Origin of the sequence: Streptomyces sp. NPDC001634 (genome assembly GCF_040298185.1) — a bacterium.
Classification (GTDB): Bacteria; Actinomycetota; Actinomycetes; order Streptomycetales; family Streptomycetaceae; genus Streptomyces.
The window spans coordinates 63649-90597 of record NZ_JBEOZU010000006.1 but is presented as its reverse complement, the minus strand read 5'-3'; the positions used below and the strand labels follow the sequence as shown (position 1 = coordinate 90597).

Genomic DNA, 26949 nt, shown 5'->3' with positions numbered 1-26949 from the left:
CCCCCGCCCCCCTGGCCGCCTACAGTGCGAGGCCTACGGGGAGGGGGAGACGCGCCATGCGCAAGGGGGTCAAGACCGCCATAGTGGGCGGGGTGTTCGTGGTGATGGTGGGGGGAGCCGGATACGGGGCGTACAACGTCCTGACGGCGCTCAGCGGGGGGCCGGGGAGCGGGGTCGGCGGGCCCGCGCCCGTGAAGACCGGCCCGCCGTCCGCGAGCGAGGTCAAGGAGGCGAGTGCGAAGTTCTTCGCCGCCTGGGAGAAGGGCGATGCGGCCGCCGCGGCCTCGTACACCAACAACGCCGGGGTCGCGCAGCAGTTGCTGACCGCATACGGCACCGCCGCGCACATCACCGAGGTGCACATCACACCGGGCGCGCGGAGCGGGGACGCGGTCCCGTTCTCCGTCAAGGCGACGGTGTCCTACGAGGGGAAGTCCAAGCCCCTCGCGTACGCGAGCAGACTGACCGTCGTGCGCGGGCAGACCACCGGGCGGGCGCTGGTCGACTGGCAGCCGTCCGTCGTCCATCCGGACCTGGCGAAGGGCGACACGCTCGTCACCGGTGAGGCGAAGGTCCCGCCCATCGAGGCGGTGGACCGGAACGACGTGGTGCTGACGGCGGAGAAGTACCCGTCCCTCGCCCCGGTCCTGGAGGCGCTGCGCGAGAAGTACGGCGACGCGGCCGGCGGAAAGCCGGGCATCGAGCTGTCCGTCGAGCGTGCCGACCAGAACACGCCCGGCAAGACCCTGCTGACCCTCGCCAAGGGCACGCCCGGCAAGCTGCACACCACGCTCAGCGCCCCCGTGCAGGCGGCGGCGGAGCAGGCGGTCCAGGAGTTCGCGGAGTCGTCGGTGGTGGCGGTGAAGCCGAGCACGGGTGAGGTGCTCGCGGTCGCCAACCACCGCACGGACGGCTTCAACGCGGCCTTCGAGGGGCGGCTCGCGCCCGGCTCCACGATGAAGATCATCACGTCGGCGATGCTCATCGACAACGGCGTGACCACGATGAACGGTGCCGCGCCCTGCCCGCCCTCGGCGACGTGGCAGAGCCAGACGTTCACCAACCTCAAGGGGCTCGCGCCCAACTTGCACGCCAGTCTCGCCAACAGCTTCATGCGGTCGTGCAACACGGCGTTCGTGAAGCTGATCGACGAGAAGCCGCTCACGGACGGGTCGTTGACGGCCGAGGCTCAGGAGCGTTTCGGCCTCGGACAGGACAACTGGAAGACGGGCATCGTCTCCTTCGACGGCAGCGTCCCGGCCTCCACCGGCCCGGACCGCGCGGCCAACGCCATCGGCCAGGGCCAGGTGCAGATGAGCCCGCTGAACATGGCGTCGGTGACGGCGACCGCGATCACGGGCACCTTCCGCCAGCCGTACCTGGTCTCGCCGAAGCTCGACAACCGACAACTGGCGACCGCCAGGGGCCTGTCCGCCGGCACGGTCGCCCAGCTGAAGGCGATGATGAGGCTGACCGCGACCGAGGGCACGGCCGCGCGCGTGATGGCCGGGCTCGGCGGGGACATCGGCGCGAAGACCGGGTCCGCGGAGGTCGACGGACAGACGAAGTCCAACAGCTGGTTCACCGGCTACCGGGGCGATGTCGCGGCGGCGGCCATGACCCAGGAGGGCGGGCACGGCGGCGACGCGGCCGGTCCTATCGTCGCAGCTGTGCTACGAACCGGCGGCTGACGTCACCCGTGTCACTGCGGGACTCTAGTGTGGTTGTTCTCGTTGAGGAGTGTGAGGCACCGGGGGGACCTGGGGACTGCGGAGGATCGGGAGCTGTGGGCAAGAGAAGACGCGCCACCGAGCGCACCAACAACCGGCCGCTGGTGATCGGGGGCGCGATCGCCCTCGTCTGTGTGGTCGGGGCGGCCGGCGCCTACTTCCTGCTCGGCGGCGGCGCCGCGGCCGATGACCGTTCGGCGGACGCGGCGCACCACAGGCTCGTGAAGATCGGCCCGCCGTCCGCCTCCGAGGTCCGCACCACGGCCACGGCGTTCCTCACGGCCTGGCAGCACGGCGACGTCGCGAAGGCGGCAGCCGCCACGGACGACTCGGCCGCCGCGACGCAGCTCCTGACGGGCTACGGCAAGGACGCGCACATCACAGGCGTGACGCTGACCCGCGGCACGCCGTCCGGGACGTCGGTCCCGTTCTCCGTCAAGGCGACGGTGTCGTACAAGGGCATGAGCAAGCCGCTCGCGTACGCGTCGAGGCTGACCGTCGTGCGCCGGGCGAAGGACGGTGTGCCGCTGGTGCGTTGGCAGCCGTCGGTGGTGCACCCGGACCTGACCGAGGGCGACCGCCTGGTGACGGGTGAGGCGGGCACGCCCCCGGTCAAGGCCCTGGACCGCAACGGCGGCGAACTCACGACGGCCAAGTACCCGTCGCTCGGCACGGTGCTGGACGGCCTGCGCGAGAAGTACGGCAAGACCGCGGGCGGCAAAGCGGGCATCGAGCTGCGTATCGCGCGCAAGGCGGCCAAGAAGGGCACCCAGAAGACGCCCGACAAGACCCTGGTGACGCTGAGCGAGGGCACCCCGGGCACCGTGAAGACGACGCTGAGCCCGACGCTCCAGGCGAAGGCGGAGCAGGAGGTGACGACGAAGGACAAGGCGTCCGTGGTCGTCATGCGCCCGTCGACGGGCGAGATCCTGGCGGTCGCGAACCACGACCACGGCTTCAACGTGGCGTTCCAAGGCTCCCTCGCGCCGGGTTCGACGATGAAGATCGTGACGTCGACGCTGCTGTTCGAGAAGGGCCTGGCGAAGGCGGACAAGGCACACCCCTGCCCCAAGTTCGTGACGTACGGGGGCTGGAAGTTCCAGAACGACAACAAGTTCGAGATCAAGAACGGCACATTCAAGTCGAGCTTCGCGGCCTCCTGCAACACGGCCTTCATCAGCCAGGCGACGAAACTGCAGAACGACGACCTCACCAACGTCGCCCAGCAGATCTACGGACTGAGCATGAACAACTGGGCCATCGGCGTCCCGACCTTCGACGGCGCGGTCCCGGTGCAGAGCGCGGCCCAGATGGCTGCGTCCCTGATCGGCCAGGGCGGCGTCCGGATGAACCCGCTAAACATGGCCTCGGTGGTCTCGACGGCGAAGACGGGCGTCTTCCACCAGCCCTACCTGGTCGCCTCGTCGGTGGACAACCGCACCCTGGCGAAGGCGACCCGCACGATGTCCGCGTCCACGCAGGCCCAGCTGAGGGAGGTCCTCCAGTACACCGCCGAAGCGGGGACGGCCGCCAAGGCGATGGCGGGCCTGGGCCCGGACTACGGCGCGAAGACGGGCTCGGCGGAGGTCGACGGCCAGAAGCAGCCCAACGGCTGGTTCACCGCCTGGAAGGGCGATCTGGCAGCTGCGGGCGTCGTCCAGGCGGGCGGCCACGGCGGCGACTCGGCGGGGCCGATCGTGGCGGCGCTGCTGCGGGCGGGGAGCTGACGCACGGCGGGCGGCCGGGGCCGCCCGAATACCCGGTCGCATGCGCGGTACACCCATCGCCGGCGTGCCGTTCATGACGTCTTCGGAATCAGGAGCCCATCCCCGATTCGCCGCGGCCCTCGAAGAGCTCGGGCTCGGCGAACTCCACGCCGAGATCCGCCGCTTCCCGGACGCGACGCGTACGGCCGCGGAGGCCGCGGAGGCGATCGGGTGCGAGTTGAGCCAGATCTGCAAGTCGTTGATCTTCGCGGCGGACAATGTGCCGGTTCTCGTTCTGATGGACGGCGCGTCCCGGGTGGACGTGGAGCGCGTCCGGGAGGAGCTGGGTGCCGAGAAGGTCACCCGCGCCAAGGCGGACGTCGTGAGGGAGACCACCGGGTACGCGATCGGCGGCGTGCCGCCCTTCGGGCACCGTACGCAGACGCGTGTGCTCGCCGACCGTTCGCTGCTCGACCACGACACGGTGTGGGCCGCTGCGGGCACCCCGCACACCGTGTTCCCGATGGATCCGAAGACACTGATCGCCCACGCGGGCGGCACGCTGGTGGACGTGCGCGAGCAGTCCACGTGACGCCGGCCGTCACCGCGGCTGAGCGGTTTCGTACGCTGCGGCCTCGTCCCGCGCCGTGAGAGCGCGATGGAGATCTACCGTTTCGCCGGCGTCAGTCGGCGAGGTTCTCATCCCAGCGTGAGCCACCGGATGCCCAGTCGGCTGACGTCCAGTGCTTCCTCGCTGGTGATCGGCTCGCGCCCCGTCGCCTTGCGCAGGAAGCGAAGCTGACTCCAGCCCAGCTTCTCCAGTGCCGCGGCCCCGTCCGGGCCGAGCAGAAGATCCTGCACCACATCTGCGGCCTGGGAAGTCAGCCATGGCTCGCGCCCCAGGGCGTCGGCCAGGTCCAGGCCGTGCACGGCGACCTCAACCACGCGCGTCAGCAGGAACTCCGACAGGAGCATCGCATCGCCGTGCCGGGTGCGAACCGCACGCCCTTCGGGTTCGGCCCGGCACAATCGGTCCACCTGTTGCCAAGTGGCGTTGAAGTCATCGGCGAGCGCGGCACCGCTGACCCGTTCGGCCGCATGATCTTGGGCCAGAGCGATCCGAGCCGCGTTGGTGTCCGGAGCGAAACGGTCGTCGGGCCGGTAGTACTCCACTGCCGAGACCTCGGCCCGGGGCGGCGCCGGCGCGGCCAGCATGCCCGGCAGCCAGGCAATCACCACCCGGACATGAGCCAGCAAGTCGCTCACATTCCACGGTGCACACCGTGTCGGCAGACGCCACTCGGCCGCCGAGACCCCGGTCATCGCCCGCGCGACCTGCCTCGCCTCAAGACAAAACGCTTCAACTACCCGCCCCTGATCCATGTCGATCAAGCTACTCCGCCAGAACTGGTGCAGCAGCAGATCTCAAACGTGCCCAGAGGGGCATGTCGGTCAAGTCGGACTCATAGAGTAATAAATCCGCTGGTCAGCGCATTGGCGGAGGAGGACTGTGTGTCGCACTTTGCTGGGATGACCGCGGCACGCTAGTAGGTGATGGCGCCGTATAGTTTCCGTATCCGCATGATTACAAACTGTGATACACGCGATGGCCTATCGCGAACGAGCGGGGATGGGGCAGAATCGGCGCGTTATCCACCTTGAATGGGTCGACAACCTTGAAAGCGGCGGGCACAGTGCAGGACAACCTCGACGTGGTGTTCGTTCACGGGCTCTTCTCCGGCCCGGCCACGTGGGACTCCATTGGGTCACTCATGGCAAGGGACAGTGAACTGTCGTTCGCGTCTGCGTACCGCTTCAGCTATGCATCTCCGAAGATCCGGTTCCGGCCAGATCGACGCATCCCTGCCCTCGATGACATTGCCGATTTGCTCAAGGCTTACCTTCATGACCAGAAGAGCAGCCATAGTCGCCTTTTCTTGGTGGCGCATAGCCAGGGTGGGTTGATTATCCAGAGGTATCTGGCGAGAATGTTGACGGAAGGGCGCGGAAGGGATCTGGCAAGGATTCAGGGAATTGTGTTGTTCGCTTGTCCGAACACGGGGTCGGAATTTGCACTCAGCCTCCGACGGGCATGGTGGCAACGACACCCCCAGGAGCAGACTCTTCGCCCGTTTAATGACCTGGTCACGGACACCCATCGCACGGTGCAGAATCAGATTGTCAATGCTGCTGAAGTTGGATCGTCTTCATGCCGCATTCCTATCTGGGTATATGGCGGCACTGAAGACAATGTAGTCAAGAGGGCCTCGGCGCAGAGTACATTTCTTCATGCTGCCATGCTTCCGGGCGACCATAGCAGGATTATTCGGGCGGCAAGCTCAGACGATGCAGTTTATCAAGTGCTGCGCACGAGACTGTTTGAGACCCAGGCTGTGTATGAGGCTGGCAGAGATTCCTCGCGTGTCAAATCTTCAAAGGCTCTAGAAGTGCCGCCTTCTACGCATTTGGGCGATCGAGCGAGGGCGCAGAGTTTCCTCCGGGCGTTTCCTCCTTTGGCTGGCTGGCTTCGGCATCTGCGTGTTCAGGACTTCTTCACGGTCAGCGGCAAGGTGAATCGGCTGCTCGAAGAAGGAATGACTCGCATGACAACCAATCCGATCCAGTATGTGGATTCAGATCTTCGGAATGCGGAGACTTCTTGTCTGGAGGCAGGTGGGAGACTTATGCAGGGAATGCTCGACCTGCTCTTTGCTGATCCTAGAGCGGCAAGTGGCGCTGAGGATCTGGAGCACCCCGAAGATGGGTGGGTCTTGAAGCTTAGGGTACACCAGCCTTCAGTGGATGAGATGCGCCTTCACGGCCTGCGAGATGAATTCTTCGAGACCTATGACGTTCTTGTGAACTTGCTCAACGAGCGCGATCTTATCGACCATGCCCAGGAGCAAGCCCCGAAGGGGAGAATTCTCCAGGAACCACCTGAAAGAAAGAAGGAGGCCAGGCTTACAGCCCGATTGGAAGGATATAGCGGCAGGTATCGACTTATTGTCTCCAATACTGGAACCTCCGACATTCTGAATGTTTCGGTTGCCTTTCCCTCTGAGGCCAGTAGCTTCCGCCTAATCGACCACGATCTCCCTATCGACATCATGCGGCCGGGTGACAGTGTGAGACTTCCCGTGTCGGTCGTGATGGGTGGAGGGAAAGGTATCTTCGACGCCGAGATCACAGGATCTCTCGAAGGCGGAGGTACGGTGCGATTTTTCTCGAAGATTAGCATCTAGGGAGTCGGGCGTGGAGATTTCAATGCGAATTACTCTCGACAGCTCTGGATTCATCCGCAGGGAATGTCCAACCTGTGAGAGCGAATTTAAGTGGTTCTATGGGGAAACCGCGGAAAGGCCGGATGATTTCCTTGATCCGGAAAACTACTTCTGCCCATACTGTGGAGTGCCAGCAGGGAAGGATTCTTGGTGGACTCCTACCCAGTTGGAATATATGGCCTCAGTGGCACGTGAACCGGTTACCGAGGAAATCGGGCGTGAGCTATCAGGGACGGGATTTAAGTTTTCGCCGAGTCCTCGCTCTGAAGTAGCCGAGCCCCCCAGCGATCCGGACGACATGGTGATTGTTGAACCACCGTGCCATCCCTTTGAGCCGCTCAAAATTCTCGAAGATCGGCTGGATCGGATTCATTGCCTGATGTGTGGGCTGGTTTTCACTGTCTAAGCGAGGCCCTATCTAAGGGGAGCTCGGATTGCGAGTGGTCGGAATTAGAACGGAAGCTCAGGCCTGGCGGCTCCTTGCTTGATTGTCAACCTGTTCATGGAAGTTGCGTGTGGCGGCTTCGCGGGGGTATCTGGCGCGTAGCTCTTTGTCCAACTCACTAAAACTTCCGGTCGACTTCGAGGGCTGCTGTACCCGTACCAATAGCTTCCTCGATCTCGCCTGTGCGAGCGGCGGCGACTCTGAGGGTAAGGCGGGCTTCCGCGGCCCGCATCAGGGAGATCTCGGGTCCGTCGGGACCGGTGGTTATTCGGATCACTGCTCGGGCGTGGGCGGCGGCGCGCTCATCGTCTCCGAGGAGGCGGTAGGCGTCCATCTCGTAGAAGTCCCACTTGTCGGGGTCGATGATGAAGTGGTGTTCCGGGTGGTCGGGACGGGGGAGCCGGTGCAGGCGGGCGCGGCCGGCATCCAAGGAGTCGCGGACCAGACGGGCGTCTCCCATGCGTGCGGCGGCGCGGGCCTTGTGCGCGTAGAGCTGGACGCCGACGGAGTGTGTCTGATCCTAGGCGCGTCCGGCTTCAACGGCGTTGAGCATGTCTTGTCAACGGCTCTGTGTGAGGGCGAACCAAGCTTCTATATCCCACGCCCAAGCCATGATGTCGCCATGGCCGGCTTCCTGGCCGATGCGGAGTGCGGCGGCTTTGCTGAGGTTGGCGGCCTCGCGCTGGCCCCGGTCGTACCGGATCAGGGCCCGGTGATGTTTGGGACTATCCATGGTGCTGTGTTAAGCATGCCCTGCGCCTGCTGGGAATAGATACGCGCCTTTCCGGGATTTCCCGCGGTGCGTTCCAAAGTGGCCAAGTTGAGTAGAGTGGCGGCTTCACCCTGTTTGTCGCTACTCTCTTGATAGTGCAACCTGGCTCGCTTGTATATCTGGCGCGCTTTTTCAAGGTTTCCCATGCCCATATGGGCGTTTCCGAGGTTCATCAAGGCAATGGCCAGGCCGTGCTCATCTCCCACTTCCTGGTAAATCTTAATTGCTTTACCGAAGTGTGGAAATGCCGTCGAAATATCGCCCATCTGGAAAAGCGCGGCAGCTAGTCCGGAATATCCGGAGGCTTCTTTTCGGCGATCCCTACTAATGTGATGATAGGTGATCGACTCAGAGTACGCCTCAGCCGCCTCTTTAAGCCTGCCGGATTCCCTGTAAGCACTTCCAAGATTCGTCAGTGCAGTCCCTACGCTAATCGGACTCTTCAATTGTTTCCCGAGATTCAGTGCGCGACGCAGTGGGGCGACCGCTGCGTCCGCTCCGCTTGCCCCCTTTAGTGCCGCCCCCAGGGCGAGGAGGCAGTCGCATTCGACCTGCTGATTCCCCGCCTCCCGTGAGAGTTTGACCCCTAGCCTGAGAGGTCCTATTGCTTCGCGGAAACGCCTAACGCTTGACAAGGCGAGCCCTACATGACTCAAAGCTCTTGCCTGCCATTCAATGTTTTGGGCTTGGCGTGCCGCCCTGAGCGCAGTATTTGCCGCACGTGCACTATCAGATAGCCTGCGACGAATATCAAGGTAGAGCCCAAGGTGCATTGAAATCAAGTACGCTTCTTTAGTCAGTTCGGAGCCCTCCGCAAGGTGGGCAGCGGCGAGGAGATTTGGTTCCTCTGCCTCAAACCACTTGAGAGCGTCACCTCTCCTATTCTGGAAATTTCGACGCTCCGCTTTCGATGAGCCACCCCTGAGGATCCAATCTGCAGCCTCGGAAACGTTGGCATAGTAGCTGGTCAGCCGCCGAACGGCCTCCCTTCGTTCATTCTCACGGGCCTGCTCCATTCCCTTCTCCTCAGCATAGAGGCGAAGCAAGTCGTGCAGGCGCCAACGTCCCCATTCCCGGCCTATCTCGATCAGATGTGCTCGGGCAAGCGACTCAAGGAGCCGACTAGCCACGCGTTCCTCGCGGTCGGCCAAATGTGCCACCGTCTCCGTGGAGATGTCGGGCCCAGAATTGATCGGAAGCAATCGAAAGAGCCGGGCCTGATCTTCTTGCAAGGCTGTGTACGACAGTTCAAAGACCGCACGAACAGTACGTTCTTCACGTTCCAGAGTGTCTAGCCGAGTCTGCGCATTGGCCAGATCCTCTGCCAGAGAAATCAGAGGGCGGTTTGGCGAATCTGCCAGCAGTGCCGCCGCAATCTGCAGAGCCAGCGGAAGGTACCCGCATAGCTGTGCTATTCGACAGAGTGCTCCAGACTCTTGATCTGCACGCGTATCCTTGCCGGCGCTATATTTGCGAAGGACTGATCCAATCAACTCCTGCGAAGATTCGGGGGATAGTACACTTAGGTCATATCGGGTGGCATCCACAGCGAGCGTATGTCTCGATGTGATCAAGACTGCGTTGACATCGTCGCTGAGAATCAACGGCGAGCACTGTTCGACCGAATCGGCATTGTCGACGACGATAAGAATTCGCCGCCCCTGTTGGGCGTATGCCTGCAAGGCAGAGTGATAAATGCGGGCGCACTCTTGAGTGTCATCCGGAATTGCTTCAGCGGGAATCCCGAGAGATCGAAGGAGCTGTCCGAGCGCAGCCCCCGGCAGGATCCTTCGTTCCGAATCGTATCCTGCAAGGTCAATAAATAGGGATCCACCTGGAAACCATCCAGGCTCTTTGAGTACGCGATGGGCGAGTTGCAACGCAAGCTCTGTCTTGCCAACTCCTGCCATCCCTGAGAAGGCGAGTGCTATTCCGTTTTTTCACTCGGGGCGAGGGCAGAAGCTATTTCCTTAAGCTCTTGATCGCGTCCCGTAAACGTGGATGAGCGTCGAGGAATCCCAGATAAGGACGGGGCTATGGTTGCAGGGAGTTGCAAGTTTACCTGGTGCCCTTGGATAACCGCGTTGAAAAACACGCCACCGTTGATTTCGTTCTGCATGTCAGCACCCTGTGAGACTGCGCGGCCCTCCATAAGGACACAATGCTACCGAGACCCGGGGACCGGGTACAGATCCGGCGAAACCCTTTCAGTGCGCGCAGTTTGCCTGATCACAGTGACCCTCGTGTTGAGCAGTTGACCCAGGTACGGTCTACGACGTGTCCGGCGCACGTTGGGTTGGTCACCCACAGACGTGCGCTGGTTGATCGCGCGCGACTAGGGGAGCTGGTACGGGCATGGCGGTTGACGCTGCTCGATCGGAAGAGGGGTTCACGTCGGCGGGGGCTGCGCGGGTCATGGTTGCCGCGTGCCGGGCTGCGGGGCTCGACGACAGAGGCGCGGAGTTGATTAGGCTGGGGGAGAACGCGCTCTTCCGGCTGGCCTCGGTGCCGGTGGTCGTGCGAGTGGCACGTGGGGAGGAGTGGCTTCCAAAAGCCCGTCGGGAAGTTGCTGTCTCGCACTGGCTGACGGGTGAGGGTTTCCCGGCGACCCGGGCGGTTGAAGACCTGGAGCAACCGCTGTTGGTCGACGGCCACCCGGTGACCTTCTGGCATCTGATCGTGGAAGGGGACCGTGAGGCCACGTACGGGGAGCTGGGAGGCATCCTGCGGGATCTGCACTCTTTGACGGTGTCGGCGGGTCTTGACCTTCCGTCGTACAGGCCGTTCGAGAAGTCAGAGCTGCGCCTGGAGCGGGCGCGGATCCCTGCGGATGACAAGGCGTTCCTGCGGAAGCGGGAACGGGAGCTTCGGGACAAGTTCGCCGAGTTGCGGTTCGAGTCGGCGAAGGGGCCGGTCCACGGTGACGCTCATGTGCAGAACCTCATGGTGAACGACCAGGGCCAAGTGATCCTGATCGACTTCGAGTACTTCTGCTTCGATCACCCGGAGTGGGATCTCATGGTCACGGCGGTGGAGCACCACAGCCTGAGGTGGCAGACCGACGAACAGTACGCCGACTTCGTCTCGGCGTACGGGCGGGATCTGTACGACTGGCACGGGTATGACACTCTGCGCGGGCTGCAAGAGTTCGGCATGACTACATGGCTCATGCAGAACGTTCAGGAGAGCGAGACGGTGGCGGCCGAGTACCGGCGGCGCATTGACGCATTGCGTGACGACGATGCGCCGCGCGACTGGCGGCCCTGGTAGCGGCTACTCGTCGTCCTCGTCTAGGCGGGCAAGTGCGTCGTGCACCTTCTCGTTGAAGGCGGCCACGGTGGGGTTCGCTGCGTGCACGCTGACCTCGTTCTGGAAGTCGGTCACGTAGCGCTGGAAGCGGGTGGACTGTAGGGAGTCGCCGCCGTCGACTGCGAGGCTCGCGGTGGTGACGGCGGCTTCCAACTCGCCGTTCAGTAGCTGGCTCTGGGCAAGAACCATGCGGCAGAACCCCAACGTGCGGGCGTACTTGGGGTCGGTGCTGTCCACGGCGCGCTGGGCGTACTGGACGGCTTCTCGGCGCTGCTTGAGGTCGCGGAGGCAGTGGCAGATCTCGCCTTCGAGTTCGGCAGCGTCCATGTAGCTCAACCACTCAGGGTCGGTGACGGTGTCGGCTCGCTCGAAATAGCGTTCCGCTTCGTTCATGGCTCGGCCGGCTCCGTGTGCGTCTCCCGCATTCGCCAGAGCGCGGGCTTCGTGAGCTGCGAACAATGCCATGGCGCGGGGAGTGGCCGCGCCTCTTCCCCCCTCCAGGGAAGATCGCGCTAACTGGATGGCTTGGGCATGGTTGCCGAGGTAGTTGGCCTGGTGGCTGAGGTTGGTGAGGATGCGGGCGCCGAACATGCGGTCGCCGGTGACCTGGGTGAGGCGCAGCGTAGATGTCAGGTAGCGGTGGGCAAGACGGTGGTTTCCGGCGTCGTACGCGGTCCACGCAAGCAGCTGGGATACCTCGGCGGAGGCGCCGAATAACGCCGTGCCCACCTTCTCGCTGTAGCTTGCGTCCAACAGGGGTAACACCTCGTGCCGGAAGTAGTGGCGTAGTGCCTTGTGGCCGTGGCCTCCGCCGTACTTGAAGTCGAGGGCCATGAACGTCCCGGCGGCGTCCCTGATCGCACGGACATCGCGCATGCCGACTCGTTGGTGAGCTGGCCTATCGGCTTGGATGCCATCGGGGCGCGCGATCATCCATGACAGGACGGCCGAGCTGAGGTCGGCGTCCGCGGTGATCAGTTGGTCCGAAGCGGGGGCGTCTGCGCGTTCCTGAGCAAGTCCGTCAAGCATGGACAGGACGTCGGGAATCGTGCTCGGGTAGCCGATCGCTTCGGGAGCCGACGACTTGGCGTGATCGAAGAATCCGAGATCACCCGGCGTGATGAGGCGCCCGAGCTTGGCCGAGAGAACGTCCGCCATGATCGCCGCTGTCTGCGGCCTGATGCCTGCGCCTTCTCGCCAACGCTTCACGGCGATGTGCGTTGTTCCCAGGTCGATGCCGCGCCGGGCGGCCTCGTCCGTCATGCGCTTCGCGAGGCCCTTGTTCGAGACCTTCGCTTCGTCCATGACAGCGATCAAGTGCGCGTTCGACTCTCGGCTCATGCTCCCCTGCCAACCCGAGAATTGCGACGAGTATCCATTGTGTCACAAACAGTGTCGCCTTGGGGGGGTTCATTAGTGAACCCCCGCCGCGCTTGCCGGTGTTCACGTGAACCCCCTGGTGAACGCTCCCGGTCGCGGGCTGCCCGGCGTGTACTGGCTTGGCCAAAGCAAGCCGTGCGCAGAGGCCGTCTAAGGCTCAGAAGGGGACGTGATGGACGCGAGGAAAGCGGAAAAGCGCGAGTACTTGGCAAGCGAACTGGATGCGTACGCTCACTGGTTCGTGGCGCCGGACCCGTCCTCGGGTGCGCACTTCCTAGCGCTCACGCTCTTCGCCGAGTTCTCCGACACTGCACGTATGGCACGGGACATGACGGCGACATTCCTTCGGGGCGTAGGTGCCGATCAGCTCATCGATGACGCTCGACTGGTCGTGTCAGAACTCGTAGACAACGTGGTGAACCACGCGGTGCCGGACCCTCGTCGGGCTCGCCTGGGTAGCGCTCGGCGCATCGATGTGACGTTCAAAATGTGGTCGAAGTGGCTGTTCATCGGAGTCGCTGATGAGGACTCAACGCCTCCCCTGCTTCCGCTCGGCGAGACGTTCTCCCCGGAGCTGGTGGGAGAGCTGTCGGAGGCGGTGTTGCCCGCGACAGGGCGGGGGCTGCTGATCGCCCAGCGGCTGGCCACCTCGGTCTGGTGGACACCGGAAGACCGGGGCGGCAAGACCGTGTGGTGCCGCTTCGACCTCGACGGCGGAGGCAAGGACGATTCGCTGACTTGATCTCCGGGCTGTCGGCCCCTGCGCTGCTCCCTCGCGATCGGGAGCGGGCGACGGCCCGGGCATGAGCCGGAGCTGACCTCTCCGGCCGACGGGGCGCGGCTCCTCTGGACCCCTGGGGGCTCCCCTCCCGAAGGAGGAGCCGCGCTTCACAACCCCATACCGAGACCGGGCCACCCCATCAGCCCTGGAAAAGCGAAGGGTGGCCCGGCAGGGGACGCAGCGGTCCCCTTCAGCCCTGGATCCGACGTCTGTGTTTCGGCCACTGCCTCATCGCCCCCAGGCATCGGATGTGTGCCGTCGCCGTCTCGATGTCCGCACCCAAGAGCAGCTCTCCGCCAGCGACAAGACCGTTCGCAACAGCTCCTAGTAGATCTCGTTCAAGGGAGAGATCAGAGTTTCCCCAAGAAACCGGAAAGATGCCGCGCGCCGATCTTGCGCAGCCTGTGCGCCTCCATAACGAACGCGCCTGCACCGTAGGGCAGTTCGCATGCTTCACAGAATGACCGATCCCCCCGTTTTCGATCTCAGGTCGAACAGCCAGCATGATCACGTCAACTCAGTGATCGGCAGGAAGGCATTCCGTGAAGAGCCTCAGTGGCAGACGTAGGTGGCCAGTCGCAGCTCTGCCCGCAGCCGCGCTGCTCGTGGCTGTCCCCTTCATCACGTCTCCCCCGGCCGGTGCGTCCGTCCCCTCACCGGGTCTCGAAGCCAACCTCACGGCCGGCGCCAAGGCACACAACATCACCGACCCGCACTTGATCCAGGTGCAACAGCAGCAGGACACCCTGGACAAGATCGCAGGCGAGATCACCCAGGGGCTCTCAGAGTCCGAGCGCGCGAAGATTCCCGGATTCACCGACATCGCGATCGACCCGGACCACAACCACCTTCGCCTGTACTGGCGGGGCACCCCACCCACGCGAGTGAGGAACACACTGGCCCACCTGCCTGGCGGGGTGACCGCTGAAGTCCGCTCGGCCAAGTACTCCAAGGCCGAACTCCACGCAGCCCGGAAAAAGCTGATTCAGGGCGGCAAGTTCAAGGAGGTCCATCTCGGTTCCACCAGCGACGCCATCCGTATCACTTCCGTCGGCCCGGCGACCGACGGAAATGGCCTAGATATTGGGTATGACGAGGACCGCGGGGTTGAGAAACGCGACCTGGTCGATCCCCTGGCCCGGAGCGCGCGCACAGAGCGCTCCCGCGAGATCAAGGCCATCACGGACCGCCTGACCGGGATCAACACGTCGATCGTCTACAAGCCGCTGGTCTCGGACGCGTCACGCGCCCACGACCAGTCGCCCTGGTTCGGCGGAGACGCACTGCGCAACCCCACCGGAGGCATCTGCTCCGGCGGGTTCGCCATCAAAACCGCGCAGGGCACTCCCATGCTCACCTCCGCCCGGCATTGCGATGGCGGCAACGGTCAGTGGAAGACGTACGTCGGTGGTGACCTTGTAGGCGTCAGCGACCCGCTCCGCAGCGACGTGAATGATGACGTGGTTGCCATCAGCCTCTACTCGAAGCAGGCCGGCGGGTTTCTGTATGACGGTGCGGCCAACCGGACCGACGGATACTCCAAAGCCGTGACCGGCTGGGGCCACAACAACCGCGGCGAATACGTGTGCACCGACGGCGCCAACGGCGGCGTCCACTGCAACGTCCAGATCGCCCAGACGGACATCAGCGTCACCGGCGCCGACGGCCATCTGCGCCCCATCACCGATCTCGCCTTTGCGACCCAGTACACCCCGGACGGCGTCGCCGCGGTCAACGGCGACAGCGGCGGCCCAGTCTTCGCCGGCGTGAACAACTACACAGCAGACCAGGCACGCGGCACGATCACCGCCCTGGACACGACCGTCACGTGCCCGCCCAGCCTCAACCAGGACACCGTCCTCGACGGCCACGTCCGAACGCCATGGTGTCTCAAGGGCGCCTACTACGTGCCGATCTACCAGACCCTGTCCGACATGGGCTGGACCCTCATCACCAACTGACCAACCGGAACGGAGCCGTGGGCTGACGCCGATGGGTGTCAGCCCACCCCCGGTTCTCTTTCAGAGGAAAACCTGACAGGCTCCCCGTGCCCCCGACGACCGTGGAGTATGCGCGTGAATTCGAAACGCATCCGCCTTGCCCTGGCCGCCTGTGCAGTAGCAGCGGGCCTGGCCACCGCACTGGACCTCTGGCTCACCCGGGACACAGACACCCAGGAGGCCGCGGTACTGGGCGAGGTGCTCGTCAGCGCGGACGGCCAGACCATCACCACCGCCGTCAGGTGGACCCCCTGCCAGGAAGTCAAGCCCCGCCTCGTCGCCCACGAGTCCAGCAACTCCGTCAGCCTCGTCCTGCACGAGGGGACGGCCGATCTGCGGCACCAGTGCGCCAGCACTCCCCAGCAGATCAGCACCATCCTGCGCTCCCCCCTCGGCTCACGGAAGCTCACGGAAGCAGGCACGGCATGGACCATCACACCGTTCCATGCAACACAGCTCATCAGCCCCCACTACCTCCCCCCGGGCTACAGGCAGACGGACAACATCTATCCGGAGGACGCGGGCCAGCGACCCATCCCCTCGCCCTTCGAGCGAACCGCCACGCAAGACCCCGTCTGGACCCGCTTCTACAGCACCACCTCGGGGCAGCCCTCCCTGAGTATCACCCAGATCAGCGGCACGAATCCGCGTGGCGCGGCCCCTGGCAAACAGGTCTCTGGCAAAGACGTCTCCATCAGCGGCCACTCTGGCCACCTGGATGACAAGACCCCCGACAACCGCACCCTGGCCTGGTCTGACGGTACGTACACCTTCGTCATAAACACAGCCAGCCCCCACATCACCGATGCACAGCTCCTCGAGATTGCCAGCCACCTGAACTGACGCTGCTCCCCGGAAGGGCTACCATACCGAGGCGCTGGGCATCGGCTTCGCATGAGAGCACCCGAACGAGCCCTAGTCCAGAGCGTTCGGCTTGATGTCCACCCGGTCGGTGTCGAACCCCCTGCCCCTCCTCGTCGGAGGACGGACGATCACGGCGGCGAACAGGAAGCGGTAGATCGCGTTCATGCGCGCGTAGTCCTCCTCCTTCTCCAGCCGCTTCCAGTTGACTTCGGCGTCCGGTCCGGCGATCCCCTCCAGGACTGCGATCGGCCGTTTGACGGTCTTCCGCTGCCGCTCCTTCATCCGCTTGAGGATGGGGCCGCGCATGGCCTGGAAGTCTGCGGTCGTGAAGTCGTCATCGTTGAGCCACAGCTGTTTCAGCTCCTCCAGCTTCGCGCGGTCCTTCTCGTCCGCGAGCACATCGGCCTCGGGGCGCCTCGTCGTGGCGGGCTCGTAGCCCGAGGTGTCCAGCTTGGTCAGCACCTTGATCGCCACATCCCGCACGAACTCTTCGAGGGGCCCGGCAGAGACGGACCGGTTGCACTTCTGCTGACCCGTGTCGTCGGCGCGGGTGCACCGGTAGTAGGCGTATCGACCGCCGTTCGTACCGGCCATGCGCACTCCGCAAGCGCAGGTCGCGATTTCGCGCAGGAGGTAGTTCCGGGTCGGTCGCTTCTGATCGTCCCTGGCGCGCTCGGCCCGGTACTCCCTGAGCCGCTGAACCTCGTCCCACTGGCCCCGGTCGATGATGGCCGGCCACGCCCCGACTCCCACCTCTTCGCCCTGGTGGATCCGGACGCCCGCCACGAATTTGGACGACAGTAGATGGCGAACCTTCTCGGGCTGCCACGTCTTGCCCTTGGACGTGGGGATCGAGCGGGCTGTGAGGTCCTGGGCGATGAGGTTCGGTGACTCGCCGTCCAGATAGCGGCGGAAGACCTCGCGGACGATCTCCGCTTCCTCCTCGATGATCGCGCGGCCGTCGCTGGTGTAGCCGTACGGTCGGTTGCCCACGTGTGGCTGGCCCTCGCGGGCCTTGTCCTTCAGGGCGTCCTTCAGGCGTCGCGAGGTGTCGTCGGAGGAGCGGCACGCATGGGCCACCTCAATACGGAGGATGAACCGGTCATCGGGATCCGAGAGGTCGCGCCGGTTCGCCTCGCCGTGGAGGAGGATGCGCTTTTCGTCGGCGATGGAGAGAGCCTCTTCGAGGTCCCTGGGCTGCCTCATGAGGCGGTCGGGGTGGTACATGATGACGTGCCGGATCTCCCCCTCCCCCATCGCCTTCAGCATCTCTTCCCATCCCGGCCGCTTGCGGTTGCGCTGCCACGCCGAACGGTTGTTGTCCACGTAGACGTGTGCAGACTCGACACGGAGCTGAAGCCGTTCGGCGATCTCCCGGCAGATGCGCTCCTGCCGGTCGACCCCGGTCTGATCCTCGTCCTTGGTGTGTGAGATACGGCAGTAGATGGCTGCGGGCTCGCCCGGCGTGATTGTGCTCGCGCCTGACTTCGGTCGACTCATGGAAATACGGTACGAGCCAGGCATGACGTCGATCATCGTCGGCGCCGCGACAGGGGCGGTCTCTTCAAGGAACGGTCCGGCCTGCCGCGGATCGGTGCGGCCGGGCTGGTCGTCGTCGGCATAGGGCTGCTGCTGCACGCCGGTTGGGCCAGGGCGGCGGCCGGCGTAAGGCTGCATCCCGTCGTCCCGAGCAACGAACGCGTAGCGCGGCGGGGTACTGCGTACGGACGCGGGGCGTCCAGGCGTTTGCACGTCCGGCTCGATGCGGGCCACCGGTGCGCACGACTTGCCGACGCCTTGACGATCCGTTCCATGAACGTTCAGCCAGCTGTCTGTGTCTGGGTTGTGTGTCGTCCCTAGGGTCCCTGCGGGCTTCGAAAGAAGGGACGCATGGACACACTCCTCGCAGTCCGGGCTCGCGGCATCACCAAGTGCTTCGGCAACGTCGTCGCGCTCGACGGAGTCGACCTCGATGTGACGCAGGGTCAGATCCACGGCCTGGTCGGACCGAACGGCGCCGGCAAGACGACACTGCTTGGTCTCCTGCTGGGCCTGGCCGTTGCCGACAGCGGCCGACTCGAGATCCTGGGTGCGCAGGTCGGGCGGGCGTTCGCCGCTCCCGACGGTGTCGCCGGCTTCGTGGACGGGCCCGGTCTCTACCCCTCGCTCACCGCCAGGCAGAACCTTGCCGCGCTGGCCGCACTCCGCGGCCACGACGCGCGGACGGCGGGGATCGACGAAGTGCTCGACCAGGTCGGGCTCACCGATGTCGCCGACGACCGGGCCCGCGGCTTCTCCCTCGGCATGCGTCAACGGCTCGGGCTCGCCGCGGCCTTGCTCACCAAGCCCCGGCTGCTCGTGCTCGACGAACCCTCCAACGGCCTCGACCCCGCTGGCAAAAGACACATACACGGTGTCCTCACCCGGCTCGCGTCGGACGGAACGAGTGTCGTGCTCTCGAGCCACCGCATGGACGACCTGGAGGCACTGTGCTCCGAGGTCACCATCATCGCCACCGGACGGGTCGTCTTCTCCGGCCCGTTGAACAAGCTGGCCGCCGAAAACCGTGAACTCGACTACCGGTTGCGCACCTCCGACCCGCAGGCCGCGCGCCTGCAGGCTGCCGACACGGCCGGGATCCAGGTCGTCGACGACACCGGGGTACGGCAGGACCCCGAGGTGCTCGTCGTGCGCGCGCTGGTGCCCGCCCTCGACGAACTGGTGAGGCGGCTCGTGCAGTCGGGCATCGCGGTGCGCGAGCTCGCACCCGTGGTGTCGCCGCTCGAAGCCGCGTTCCTCGCCCTCACCGAGCAGCAGGAGGCGGGCCGATGACCGCGACCATCGTCGACAACAACGTTGCCAGTGCCCGCCGCGTCTCGGTTCCGCGCGGCTACCGCTTCGAGTTGGTCAAGCTCGTCTCGCAATGGCGGATCCGCCTGCTGGTCCTCGCCTGCTGGATCGCGCCGGCGCTCTTCGTCGCCGGGGTGAGCCGGCAGAGCACGCTCCCCTCCGACACCCTCTTCGGTCGCTGGATGCATGCCACGGGGTGGGCCGGACCGCTGGTGATGCTCGGTTTCGCGGGCACCTGGGCGCTCCCGCTGCTGACCTCGGTGGTCGCGGGCGATGTGTTCGCCTCCGAGGACCGGCTGGGCACCTGGCGCCACCTGCTCGTGGCCGTCCGGTCGCCCCGACGGATCTTCATGGCGAAGGCACTGGCCAGCCTCACCGTCATCCTGTTGCTCGTGGCCGGGCTGGCCTGTTCCAGCGCGGTCGGCGGGCTCGTGGCGGTCGGCAACCAGCCGCTGGTCGGCCTCGACGGCCACCTGCTGACGCCGGGGGACGCCGCCGGCAGGGTCCTGCTCGCCTGGGTCTGCGCCCTCGCCCCGACCCTGGCCCTCGCCGCGATCGGACTCCTCGGGTCGGTCGCGCTGGGACGGTCCCCGATGGGGCTGCTGCTGCCCCCGCTCTTCGCGCTCGCGATGCAGGTCGCCCAGATGCTGCCGCTGCCCGTCGCCATGCGCCTCGCCCTGCCCGGCTACGCCTTCATCGCCTGGAACGGTCTGTTCACCAGCCCGGCACAGGTCGGCCCGCTCCTGATCGGCATCGGGGTCAGCCTGCTGTGGACCGTGCTCGCGACAGCGCTGGCGTACCTGCTTTTCCTCCGACGCGATTTCACCAACCCGGCCTACGACGGTTCCGGGCGCCGCGCGATCACCACCGGACTTCTGCCGCTGGTCGGACTGGCCGCCCTCACCGTCACGGTGGTCGCCGTGGCGACCCCGTCGATGGGCTCCGGAATCGAGCAGGACAAGATCCAGCGGTCACTCGCCACGGCCTTCGCCCACCTCTACCGCATGCAGACCCAGCAGCTCCACCGCCCCGCCGTCACCGAGGCTCAACTGCGCGCCACGGCGGCGTGCACCAAGAGCGACGGCCAGGCCGCCCCCGAGGGGGCGGGCAACGACTGGCGTTGCGTCGTCACCTGGCACCTCCCCGGCGCCGCGGCCGCGGGGACGGCCATCTACCAACTTGACGTCACCTCAGACGGGCGGTTCGTGGCCGACGGCGACGGACCGAAGGAAGTGAACGGCTTCTTCCTGGTCCGCACCCCCACCGGGGACGCCCCGAACCCCCTATGGCAGTTCGACGGCAACGTCGAACTGCTCGACACCACCGCGAAGGGATAATTCCATGCAGGTAACACGGCAGCGCCGGGTCAACGAGAAGGAGCAGATCAACCTTTTCGGTAGACGCGTCGGCCGTCGGACCGTGGTGACGGCGGGCATCGCTGTCGCCCTCGCCGTCACGGGCACCGCTGTTGCCCAGACGCACCAGTTCGGCACCCAGCAGGTCGGCCAGGTCACCGCCAACGGCCAGGTCGTCGCCGACGACCAGTACATCGCCCCCTACGGCAGCCGCACCGTCATCAACGACGGCAAGATCATGTCGTCCTCGGTCAGCCCGGACGGCACCCACCTCGCGGCCTCGGTCGCCGACGGTGACGCCTCGCTGGTCGTCATGGACCTCAAGACCGGGCAGGTGAAGCAGAAGGTCGGCACCAACGCGGCGGACGACCTGCTCATCAAGAGCGGCTCCGTCGGCCAGGAGGGCCCGACGTACTCGCCCGACGGCTCGCAGCTGTGGCTGGGCCAGGGCGACGGCTACACCAAGTTCACCGTGAACCCGGACGGCACCCTCTCCAACCCGACGACCATCTCGATCCCGGCCGACGGGTCCAAGCGCGCACTGGTGGGTGCGGCGGTGTTCTCGGCCGACGGCTCCACCGTGTACTCCGCGGTCAACGGCCAGAACCGGGTGGTCGCCATCGACGCGGCGACCGGAACCATCAAGCAGAGCTGGGCCGTCGGCAACGCCCCCCGTGGCATCGCCATGGTCCGCAACAAGCTCTACATCAGCAACGAGGGCGGGCGTCCGGCCAAGGCCGGCGACACCACGATCAACTCCTACGGCACCCAGGTGCCGGCCAACCCGGACACCGGTGCCACCACCACCGGCACGGTCAGCGTCATCAACCTGTCGGACCCGTCCGCCGCCGTCGGAAGCATCGACGTCGGTCTGCACCCGACCGCGGTGTACGCCAAGAAGGGCGCGGTGTTCGTCACCAACACCGCCGACAACAACGTGTCGGTCATCAACACCGCCAACGACAAGGTCGTGCAGACCATCGCCACCCAGCCGTGGCCGGAGGCGTCGGTCGGCTACGAGCCCAACGCGGTGACGCTCACCGACGACGGTCGCCTGCTGGTGACGCTCGGCCGCGCCAACGCGGTCGCCGTCTACCGGTACACCTCCCCGCAGCAGCCGGCGAGCTACGTCGGCCTGCTCCCGACGGACTACTTCCCCTCGGAGATTGCCGCCGTGGGCAAGAACGTGGTCGTCTCCAACACCCGTGGTATCGACGCCCGCCGCCCCACCAGCAAGGCCGGACACGGCACCCACGACACGACGTCGAGCCTGACGCAGTTCACGCTGCCGGACGACAGCGTCATCAGGTCCGAGACGGCCAAGGTCTTCAAGCAGAACGGCTGGACCGCCGGCTCGGTCACCAAGGGAACGGGCTACGCGAAGCCGATGCCGGTTCCGGTGCGGCTCGGCAACCCCTCGACGATCAAGCACGTATTCCTGCTCGTCAAGGAGAACCGGACCTACGACCAGGTCTTCGGTGACATGCCGCAGGGCGACGGCAACGCGTCGCTGACGCAGTACGGCGAGAACGTGACGCCGAACCAGCACGCCCTGGCCGAGCAGTTCGGGCTGTACGACAACTTCTATGACGTCGGCACGAACTCCGCCGAGGGCCACAACTGGCTGATGCAGTCGGACAACCCGGAGTACACCGAGTCCTCCGCCGGTGAGTACACGCGCAGCTACGACACCGAGGACGACGCTCTCGGCCACCAGAAGTCCGGCTTCATCTGGACCGGTGCGCAGGCTGCGGGGAAGTCCGTCAAGGACTACGGCGAGTTCCAGTCGTTCGAGAGCAAGCCGGCGGGCGCGACCTGGCAGAACCTGTACTGCGACGCCAAGAACATGGAGGCGACCGGGCAGAAGACCGCCTACCCCATTCAGACGGGCTCGGCGATCCCGTCGCTCAACAAGGTGTCGGTGCCCGGCTTCCCGCTGTTCGACCTCAACGTCCCGGACGTCTACAAGTACCAGATCTGGAAGCAGGACTTCGAGAAGAACGGTCCGGCGAACCTGAACATGTTCTGGTTCTCCAACGACCACACCGGCGGTCCGGCGAACGCGGCCGCCGAGGTCGCGGACAACGACCTCGCGGTCGGCAAGATGGTCGACGAGATCTCGCACAGCAAGTACTGGAAGGACTCGGCGATCTTCGTCGTCGAGGACGACTCCCAGAACGGCCTCGACCACGTCGACGGCCACCGTGCCCCGGTCCAGATCATCAGCCCCTGGGCCAAGCACGGCACCGTCGACAACCACTACTACTCGCAGATCACGATGGTCCGCACCATCGAGCAGATCCTCGGGATCCACCCGATGAACCAGAAGGACAGCGCGGCCACCCCGATGTTCGGGGCGTTCACCCAGACGGCGAACAACACGCCGTTCAAGGCGGTGCCCAACCGGACCTCGCTGACCCTCGGTGTGAGCCCCCAGCCCTCCTGCGGTTCGGACACCCCGGCGCCGCAGGACGCCAAGGCGGCGCCCGCGCCGACGTCCACCATGGTGCCGGCGGCCGAGCAGCAGGTCGCGGCGGAGTGGAAGGCCTGGGAGTCGCACCAGCGGCTGACCGGGCCGGGCGCAGTGCCGGACTTCGCCAACCCCGCGCAGATGAACCACTTCACGTGGTACCAGACGCACAACTGGACGAAGCCGTACCCCGGTGAGAGCAAGATCTACGCGCCGAACGACGTACCGGGCGCCTACATCCCGGCCTCGGACTCCGACGGCTGACGCAGCCTGATCGCGTCAAGGGCCCCGGGCCGGCGTCACCGCCGGCCCGGGGCCTCTTCTGTCCGTCACACGAACGGACTCGTCCTGTGGGCGACACGCCGGCCGTCGGCTGAGCGAGCATGGGAAGCACATCAACCCCTCAGGGATCAGGAAGTTGACGTCATGACAGACAAGCTCACCGTGAGCGTTCTGGGCACCGGGATCATGGGGGCGGCGATGGCCCGCAACCTCGTTCGCGCCGGACACACCGTCCGCGCCTGGAACCGCACCCGTGCCAAGGCCGAACCGCTCGCCGCCGACGGCGCCCACATCGCCGGCACACCGGTCGAGGCCGTGCAGGGAGCCGACGCCGTGCTGACCATGCTGTACGACGGCAACACCGTCCTGGAGGTCATGCGGGAGGCCGCCCCCGCGCTGCGCCCCGGCACCGTCTGGGTGCAGGCGACCACGGCGGGCATCGAGGCCGTCGGCGATCTGGCCGCCTTCGCCGCCGACCACGGCCTGGTCTTCTACGACGCCCCCGTGCTCGGCACCCGCCAGCCCGCGGAGGCCGGCCGGCTGACCGTGCTCGCCGCGGGCCCGGCCGAGGGCCGGGAGACGGTGACGCCCGTCTTCGACGCCGTCGGCGCCCGCACCGTGTGGACCGGTGAGGACGGCGCGGCGGGCAGCGCCAGCCGCCTCAAGCTGGTGGCCAACAGCTGGGTCCTCGCGGTCACCGCCGCGGGCGGCGAGGTCCTGGCCCTGGCCAAGGCCCTGGACGTCGACCCGCAGAAGTTCTTCGACCTGATCGCCGACGGGCCGCTCGACATGGGCTATCTGCGCGCCAAGGCCGACCTCGTCCTGAACGACAAGCTGTCCCCGGCAAGTTTCGCGGTGGCGACCGCGGAGAAGGACGCCCGGCTGATCGTCCGGGCCGGTGAGGAGAACGGCGTCCGCCTCGACGTCGCCGCCGCGACCGCCGAACGCCTCGCCCGCGCCGCCGCGCAGGGCCACGCCGACGAGGACATGGCCGCCGCGTACTTCGCCAGCTTCGGCGAGGAGCCCCGTTCCTGAGGACGGAAGCCCCTGTGCGCCGTGCGTCCGGCGACGAGGAGGAGCACGCTGGAAGCAGCGGTTCCGGAGGTGATCGTCATGATGCACACCGCAGTGGGATGGCATGTGGAACTCGAATTCGAGGAGGACTCGGAGCACACGCGGGCGGCGGCGCTGGTACGGCTTCCCGACGGGAACGAAGTCCGGTCGCGCGGATACGCCAGCCGCCACCACACCGACGCGAATCAGCCCCGTGTCGGTGAGGAGATCGCAGGGGCGCGGGCGCTCAACGACCTCGCCATGAAGCTGCTCACGAAGGCACACGACGAGATCGACGACGCGTCGGGGAGGACGTCGCGTCCGCTGACGCACTGAGTGCGTCCCCGTGATGCCCGTACGCGGTGCCGCGTACGGGCATCACCTCGTTGTCCTCCCGGTGCCTACGCCAGTGCCGTTCGCACCGCCCGCACCAGCGCCTGTGCCCGTGGGTCCGCCGTCACGCTCTTGCGGAAGCCGTTGGTGACATAACCGAAGGCGATGCCGGAGTCGGGGTCGGCGAAGCCGAGGGCTCCGCCGCGGCCGGGGTGGCCGAAGGAGCCGGGGCCGAGGAGCGGGGACGCGCTGCCGTGGAGCATGTAGCCGAGGCCGAAACGGGTGGGGATCACCAGCACGCGGTCGGGACCTGCCGAGACCTCCGTGCGGGCTCGTTCCAGGGTCCCGGGCGCGAACAGGCGGACGCTGTCCACCTCACCCGTCAGCGCCGCGTAGAAGCGTGCCAGGCCGTCGGCGGTCGCGATGCCGTTCGACGCGGGGAGGACCGCCGCGCGGTAGGAGGGGTCGTTCTCGTCGGGCAGCGGGGTGATCGCGGCGAAGGCGCGAGTGGTCAGGCTGTCGGGGTCCGCGTACGCCTCGGCGACGGCGCGCTTGGGGCGGGTGCGCAGGGCGCCCTCCTGCGCCGGAGCCTCGACCGGGCCGACCCGGCCCACGCGGTGTGCCTGCGCCTCGGGCAGCCCCAGCCACAGATCGAGGCCCAGCGGGCCGGCGATCCCGGTCGCGATCCACTCGCCGACGGAGCGGCCCGTGGCCCGGCGCACCAGCTCGCCCGTCAGCCAGCTGTACGTCTGCGCGTGATAGCCGTGGTTCGTGCCAGGCTCCCAGGCAGGGGCCTGGGCGGCCAGCACGGCCGCGGCGAAATCGGGGTCGGCCGCCTCGGCGGGGGTGAGCGGCCGGTCGAGCACCGGTACGCCGGCCCGGTGTGCCAGGACGTGCCGCACCAGGGTGTGTTCCTTGCCCTGCGCCTTGTACTCCGGCCAGTAGTGGCCGACCGGGGCGTCCAGGTCCAGTTCCCCGCGCTCGGCGAGCATCAGCAGGACGGCCGCGGCCACCCCCTTGGTCGCCGAGCGCACGATCTGCGCGGTGCCCCGCTCCCAGGGTTCCGTGCCGTCGACGTCCCGCGTCCCGCCCCACAGGTCGACGACCTTGTGGCCGTCGCGGTAGACGGCGACCGCCGCGCCCCGCTCCCCCAGCGTCTCGAAGTTCCGTACGAACGCTTCCCTGACCGGCTCGAAGCCCTCGGCCACTGTGCCGTTCACGTCCACGTCCGCACTCCTCACCATCACCTGCGACTGTGGGTGCAACGCGCACGCAGAGCTTGCGATTCCTGTGTACCGCTAGCCCAGCACGATCGTTACATCGATGTTCCCGCGCGTGGCGTTCGAGTACGGGCACACCTCGTGGGCCGCGTCCACGAGCTTGGCCGCGACCTCCTGGTCGAGGACGGGCAGCGAGACGCTCAGGGCGACCGCGAGGCCGTAGCCGCGGTGCTTGTTGGGGCCGATGCCGACTTTCGCGGCGACCGTGGAGCCGGTCAGGTCGTATCCCGCGCGGTTGCCCACCAGGATCAGCGCGTTGTGGAAGCAGGAGCTGTAGCCGGCCGCGAACAACTGCTCCGGGTTGGTGCCGTTGCCGTCGCCGCCCATCTCGGGCGGCATCGAGACCCGCAGCCCGATATGGCCGTCCTGACTGGTTACGTACCCGTCCCGGCCGCCGTGCGCGGTGGCCTCGGCGACGTACATGATCTTCGTCGGACGGGTGTCGACAGCGGCTTCTTCGCTCACGACGGGACCTCCCCCAGGACGGATACATGGGTGCGCAACACAAACGTGTGCAAGTACATCGCGCACAAGGTACCGGCCGGTAGGTGGAGATGCGCCATCAGGGGGTGAAACCACGGGTAACGCCAGGTCAGCGGGTACGGTCCGCGGCGGACTCCGCCTTCTCCGCCAGTCGCCACAGCTCCTCGCGCAGCCGGGCCACCTCGCCACCGCCCAGTCCGGCCGCGGACAGCAGCGCCTGCGGTACGTGCTCCGCGCGCTCCCGCAGCTGTTCGCCCTGTCCGGTGACCGCGACGAGCACCGAACGTTCGTCGTGCGCCGACCGCTCACGCCGCACCAGACCCGCCGACTCCAGCCGCTTGAGCAGCGGGGACACCGTGCCGTAGTCGAGCCGCAGGGCCGTGGCGAGTTCCTTGACCGTGGTCTCGCCGCGCTCCCAGAGGACGAGCAGAACGAGGTACTGCGGGTAGGTGAGGCCCAGTTCGTCGAGGAGCGGGCGGTACGCGGCCGTCACCGCGCGCTGAGCCGCGTACAGCGCGAAGCACAGCTGGTCGTCCAGCAGCAGCGACGCGGAGTCCTCTTCGTTCGTCACGCGC

At 66.2% G+C, this 26949-nt stretch carries 22 protein-coding genes and 1 pseudogene; 15 read left to right on the top strand and 8 right to left on the bottom strand.

Going from position 1 to position 26949, the window contains the following annotated elements; all coding sequences use genetic code 11:
• The first annotated feature begins 56 nt into the window (after window positions 1-56).
• The 3 genes from ABT186_RS05765 (at window position 57) to ABT186_RS05755 (ending at window position 4028) form a co-directional block, all read left to right on the top strand.
• Window positions 57-1691 carry a penicillin-binding transpeptidase domain-containing protein gene (locus ABT186_RS05765; protein ID WP_351225995.1) on the top strand — a complete coding sequence of 545 codons (1635 nt, stop codon included), beginning with the start codon at window positions 57-59 and terminating at the stop codon, window positions 1689-1691.
• Between the two features lie 95 nt (window positions 1692-1786).
• A complete protein-coding gene (locus ABT186_RS05760) occupies window positions 1787-3457 on the top strand; it encodes a penicillin-binding transpeptidase domain-containing protein (RefSeq protein ID WP_351923760.1) in 1671 nt (556 codons plus the stop codon).
• 40 nt (window positions 3458-3497) lie between these two features.
• The gene (locus ABT186_RS05755) at window positions 3498-4028 is read left to right on the top strand and encodes a YbaK/EbsC family protein (RefSeq protein ID WP_502973143.1); all 531 of its coding nucleotides are present in this window, start codon (window positions 3498-3500) and stop codon (window positions 4026-4028) included.
• Window positions 4029-4135: 107 nt separating this feature from the next.
• Here the strand turns inward: ABT186_RS05755 and ABT186_RS05750 are convergent, their stop codons facing one another.
• Window positions 4136-4819 carry a maleylpyruvate isomerase N-terminal domain-containing protein gene (locus ABT186_RS05750; RefSeq protein WP_351923817.1) on the bottom strand — a complete coding sequence of 228 codons (684 nt, stop codon included), beginning with the start codon at window positions 4817-4819 and terminating at the stop codon, window positions 4136-4138.
• 311 nt (window positions 4820-5130) lie between these two features.
• On the opposite strand from ABT186_RS05750, the gene ABT186_RS05745 reads away from it, so the two are divergent.
• Together ABT186_RS05745 and ABT186_RS05740 are read left to right on the top strand one after the other, a co-directional pair.
• On the top strand, window positions 5131-6678 hold the full coding sequence (locus ABT186_RS05745) for an alpha/beta fold hydrolase (protein ID WP_351923758.1): 1548 nt from the start codon (window positions 5131-5133) through the stop codon (window positions 6676-6678).
• A gap of 10 nt (window positions 6679-6688) precedes the next feature.
• Window positions 6689-7123, top strand: a complete 435-nt coding sequence (locus ABT186_RS05740; RefSeq protein WP_351923756.1) for a hypothetical protein — start codon at window positions 6689-6691, stop codon at window positions 7121-7123.
• 157 nt (window positions 7124-7280) lie between these two features.
• On the opposite strand, the gene ABT186_RS05735 is transcribed toward ABT186_RS05740, so the two are convergent.
• Both ABT186_RS05735 and ABT186_RS05730 read right to left on the bottom strand, forming a co-directional pair.
• Complete coding sequence (locus tag ABT186_RS05735; RefSeq protein ID WP_351923754.1) at window positions 7281-7622, bottom strand: hypothetical protein; 342 nt, start codon at window positions 7620-7622, stop codon at window positions 7281-7283.
• A 242-nt stretch (window positions 7623-7864) separates the two neighbouring features.
• Entirely contained in the window at window positions 7865-9844 is a 1980-nt protein-coding gene (locus ABT186_RS05730) for a tetratricopeptide repeat protein (protein WP_502973142.1), read from the bottom strand.
• Between the two features lie 445 nt (window positions 9845-10289).
• Here ABT186_RS05730 and ABT186_RS05725 point away from each other — a divergent pair, with 445 nt between their 5' ends.
• Entirely contained in the window at window positions 10290-11204 is a 915-nt protein-coding gene (locus tag ABT186_RS05725; RefSeq protein WP_351923752.1) for an aminoglycoside phosphotransferase family protein, read from the top strand.
• Window positions 11205-11207: 3 nt separating this feature from the next.
• On the opposite strand, the gene ABT186_RS05720 is transcribed toward ABT186_RS05725, so the two are convergent.
• Complete coding sequence (locus ABT186_RS05720) at window positions 11208-12584, bottom strand: NsdA family TPR-like regulatory protein (RefSeq protein ID WP_351923750.1); 1377 nt, start codon at window positions 12582-12584, stop codon at window positions 11208-11210.
• Window positions 12585-12795: 211 nt separating this feature from the next.
• On the opposite strand from ABT186_RS05720, the gene ABT186_RS05715 reads away from it, so the two are divergent.
• The 3 genes from ABT186_RS05715 to ABT186_RS05705 all read left to right on the top strand — a co-directional run bounded on the left by ABT186_RS05715 (window position 12796) and on the right by ABT186_RS05705 (window position 16247).
• Complete coding sequence (locus tag ABT186_RS05715) at window positions 12796-13365, top strand: ATP-binding protein (RefSeq protein ID WP_351923748.1); 570 nt, start codon at window positions 12796-12798, stop codon at window positions 13363-13365.
• Between the two features lie 644 nt (window positions 13366-14009).
• Entirely contained in the window at window positions 14010-15365 is a 1356-nt protein-coding gene (locus ABT186_RS05710; RefSeq protein ID WP_351923746.1) for a chymotrypsin family serine protease, read from the top strand.
• A 114-nt stretch (window positions 15366-15479) separates the two neighbouring features.
• The gene (locus tag ABT186_RS05705) at window positions 15480-16247 is read left to right on the top strand and encodes a hypothetical protein (RefSeq protein ID WP_351923744.1); all 768 of its coding nucleotides are present in this window, start codon (window positions 15480-15482) and stop codon (window positions 16245-16247) included.
• A gap of 72 nt (window positions 16248-16319) precedes the next feature.
• Here the strand turns inward: ABT186_RS05705 and ABT186_RS05700 are convergent, their stop codons facing one another.
• Entirely contained in the window at window positions 16320-17768 is a 1449-nt protein-coding gene (locus ABT186_RS05700) for a recombinase family protein (RefSeq protein ID WP_351923742.1), read from the bottom strand.
• A gap of 25 nt (window positions 17769-17793) precedes the next feature.
• Between ABT186_RS05700 and ABT186_RS05695 the strand changes: the two are divergent.
• From ABT186_RS05695 to ABT186_RS05670, 6 genes and pseudogenes are all read left to right on the top strand, one after another.
• A pseudogene (locus ABT186_RS05695) lies at window positions 17794-17912 on the top strand (EamA family transporter); the annotation flags it as partial.
• A gap of 246 nt (window positions 17913-18158) precedes the next feature.
• On the top strand, window positions 18159-19100 hold the full coding sequence (locus ABT186_RS05690; protein WP_351923740.1) for an ABC transporter ATP-binding protein: 942 nt from the start codon (window positions 18159-18161) through the stop codon (window positions 19098-19100).
• Window positions 19097-20455: an ABC-2 transporter permease family protein gene (locus ABT186_RS05685; protein WP_351225989.1), complete on the top strand. Its 1359-nt coding sequence runs from the start codon at window positions 19097-19099 to the stop codon at window positions 20453-20455. The genes ABT186_RS05690 and ABT186_RS05685 overlap by 4 nt, the downstream gene beginning before the upstream one ends.
• A gap of 4 nt (window positions 20456-20459) precedes the next feature.
• Window positions 20460-23207: an alkaline phosphatase family protein gene (locus ABT186_RS05680; RefSeq protein ID WP_351923738.1), complete on the top strand. Its 2748-nt coding sequence runs from the start codon at window positions 20460-20462 to the stop codon at window positions 23205-23207.
• A 162-nt stretch (window positions 23208-23369) separates the two neighbouring features.
• Window positions 23370-24260: an NAD(P)-dependent oxidoreductase gene (locus tag ABT186_RS05675; RefSeq protein WP_351237571.1), complete on the top strand. Its 891-nt coding sequence runs from the start codon at window positions 23370-23372 to the stop codon at window positions 24258-24260.
• A gap of 78 nt (window positions 24261-24338) precedes the next feature.
• Entirely contained in the window at window positions 24339-24614 is a 276-nt protein-coding gene (locus ABT186_RS05670) for a DUF1876 domain-containing protein (RefSeq protein WP_351237573.1), read from the top strand.
• A gap of 65 nt (window positions 24615-24679) precedes the next feature.
• Here ABT186_RS05670 and ABT186_RS05665 read toward each other — a convergent pair whose 3' ends face one another.
• The 3 genes from ABT186_RS05665 to ABT186_RS05655 all read right to left on the bottom strand — a co-directional run bounded on the left by ABT186_RS05665 (window position 24680) and on the right by ABT186_RS05655 (window position 26945).
• Window positions 24680-25837: a serine hydrolase domain-containing protein gene (locus ABT186_RS05665; RefSeq protein WP_351923736.1), complete on the bottom strand. Its 1158-nt coding sequence runs from the start codon at window positions 25835-25837 to the stop codon at window positions 24680-24682.
• 72 nt (window positions 25838-25909) lie between these two features.
• Entirely contained in the window at window positions 25910-26356 is a 447-nt protein-coding gene (locus ABT186_RS05660) for an organic hydroperoxide resistance protein (RefSeq protein ID WP_351237576.1), read from the bottom strand.
• Between the two features lie 127 nt (window positions 26357-26483).
• Window positions 26484-26945, bottom strand: coding sequence for a MarR family winged helix-turn-helix transcriptional regulator (locus tag ABT186_RS05655; protein ID WP_351237578.1), 462 nt, complete (start codon window positions 26943-26945; stop codon window positions 26484-26486).
• Window positions 26946-26949 lie beyond the last annotated feature (4 nt).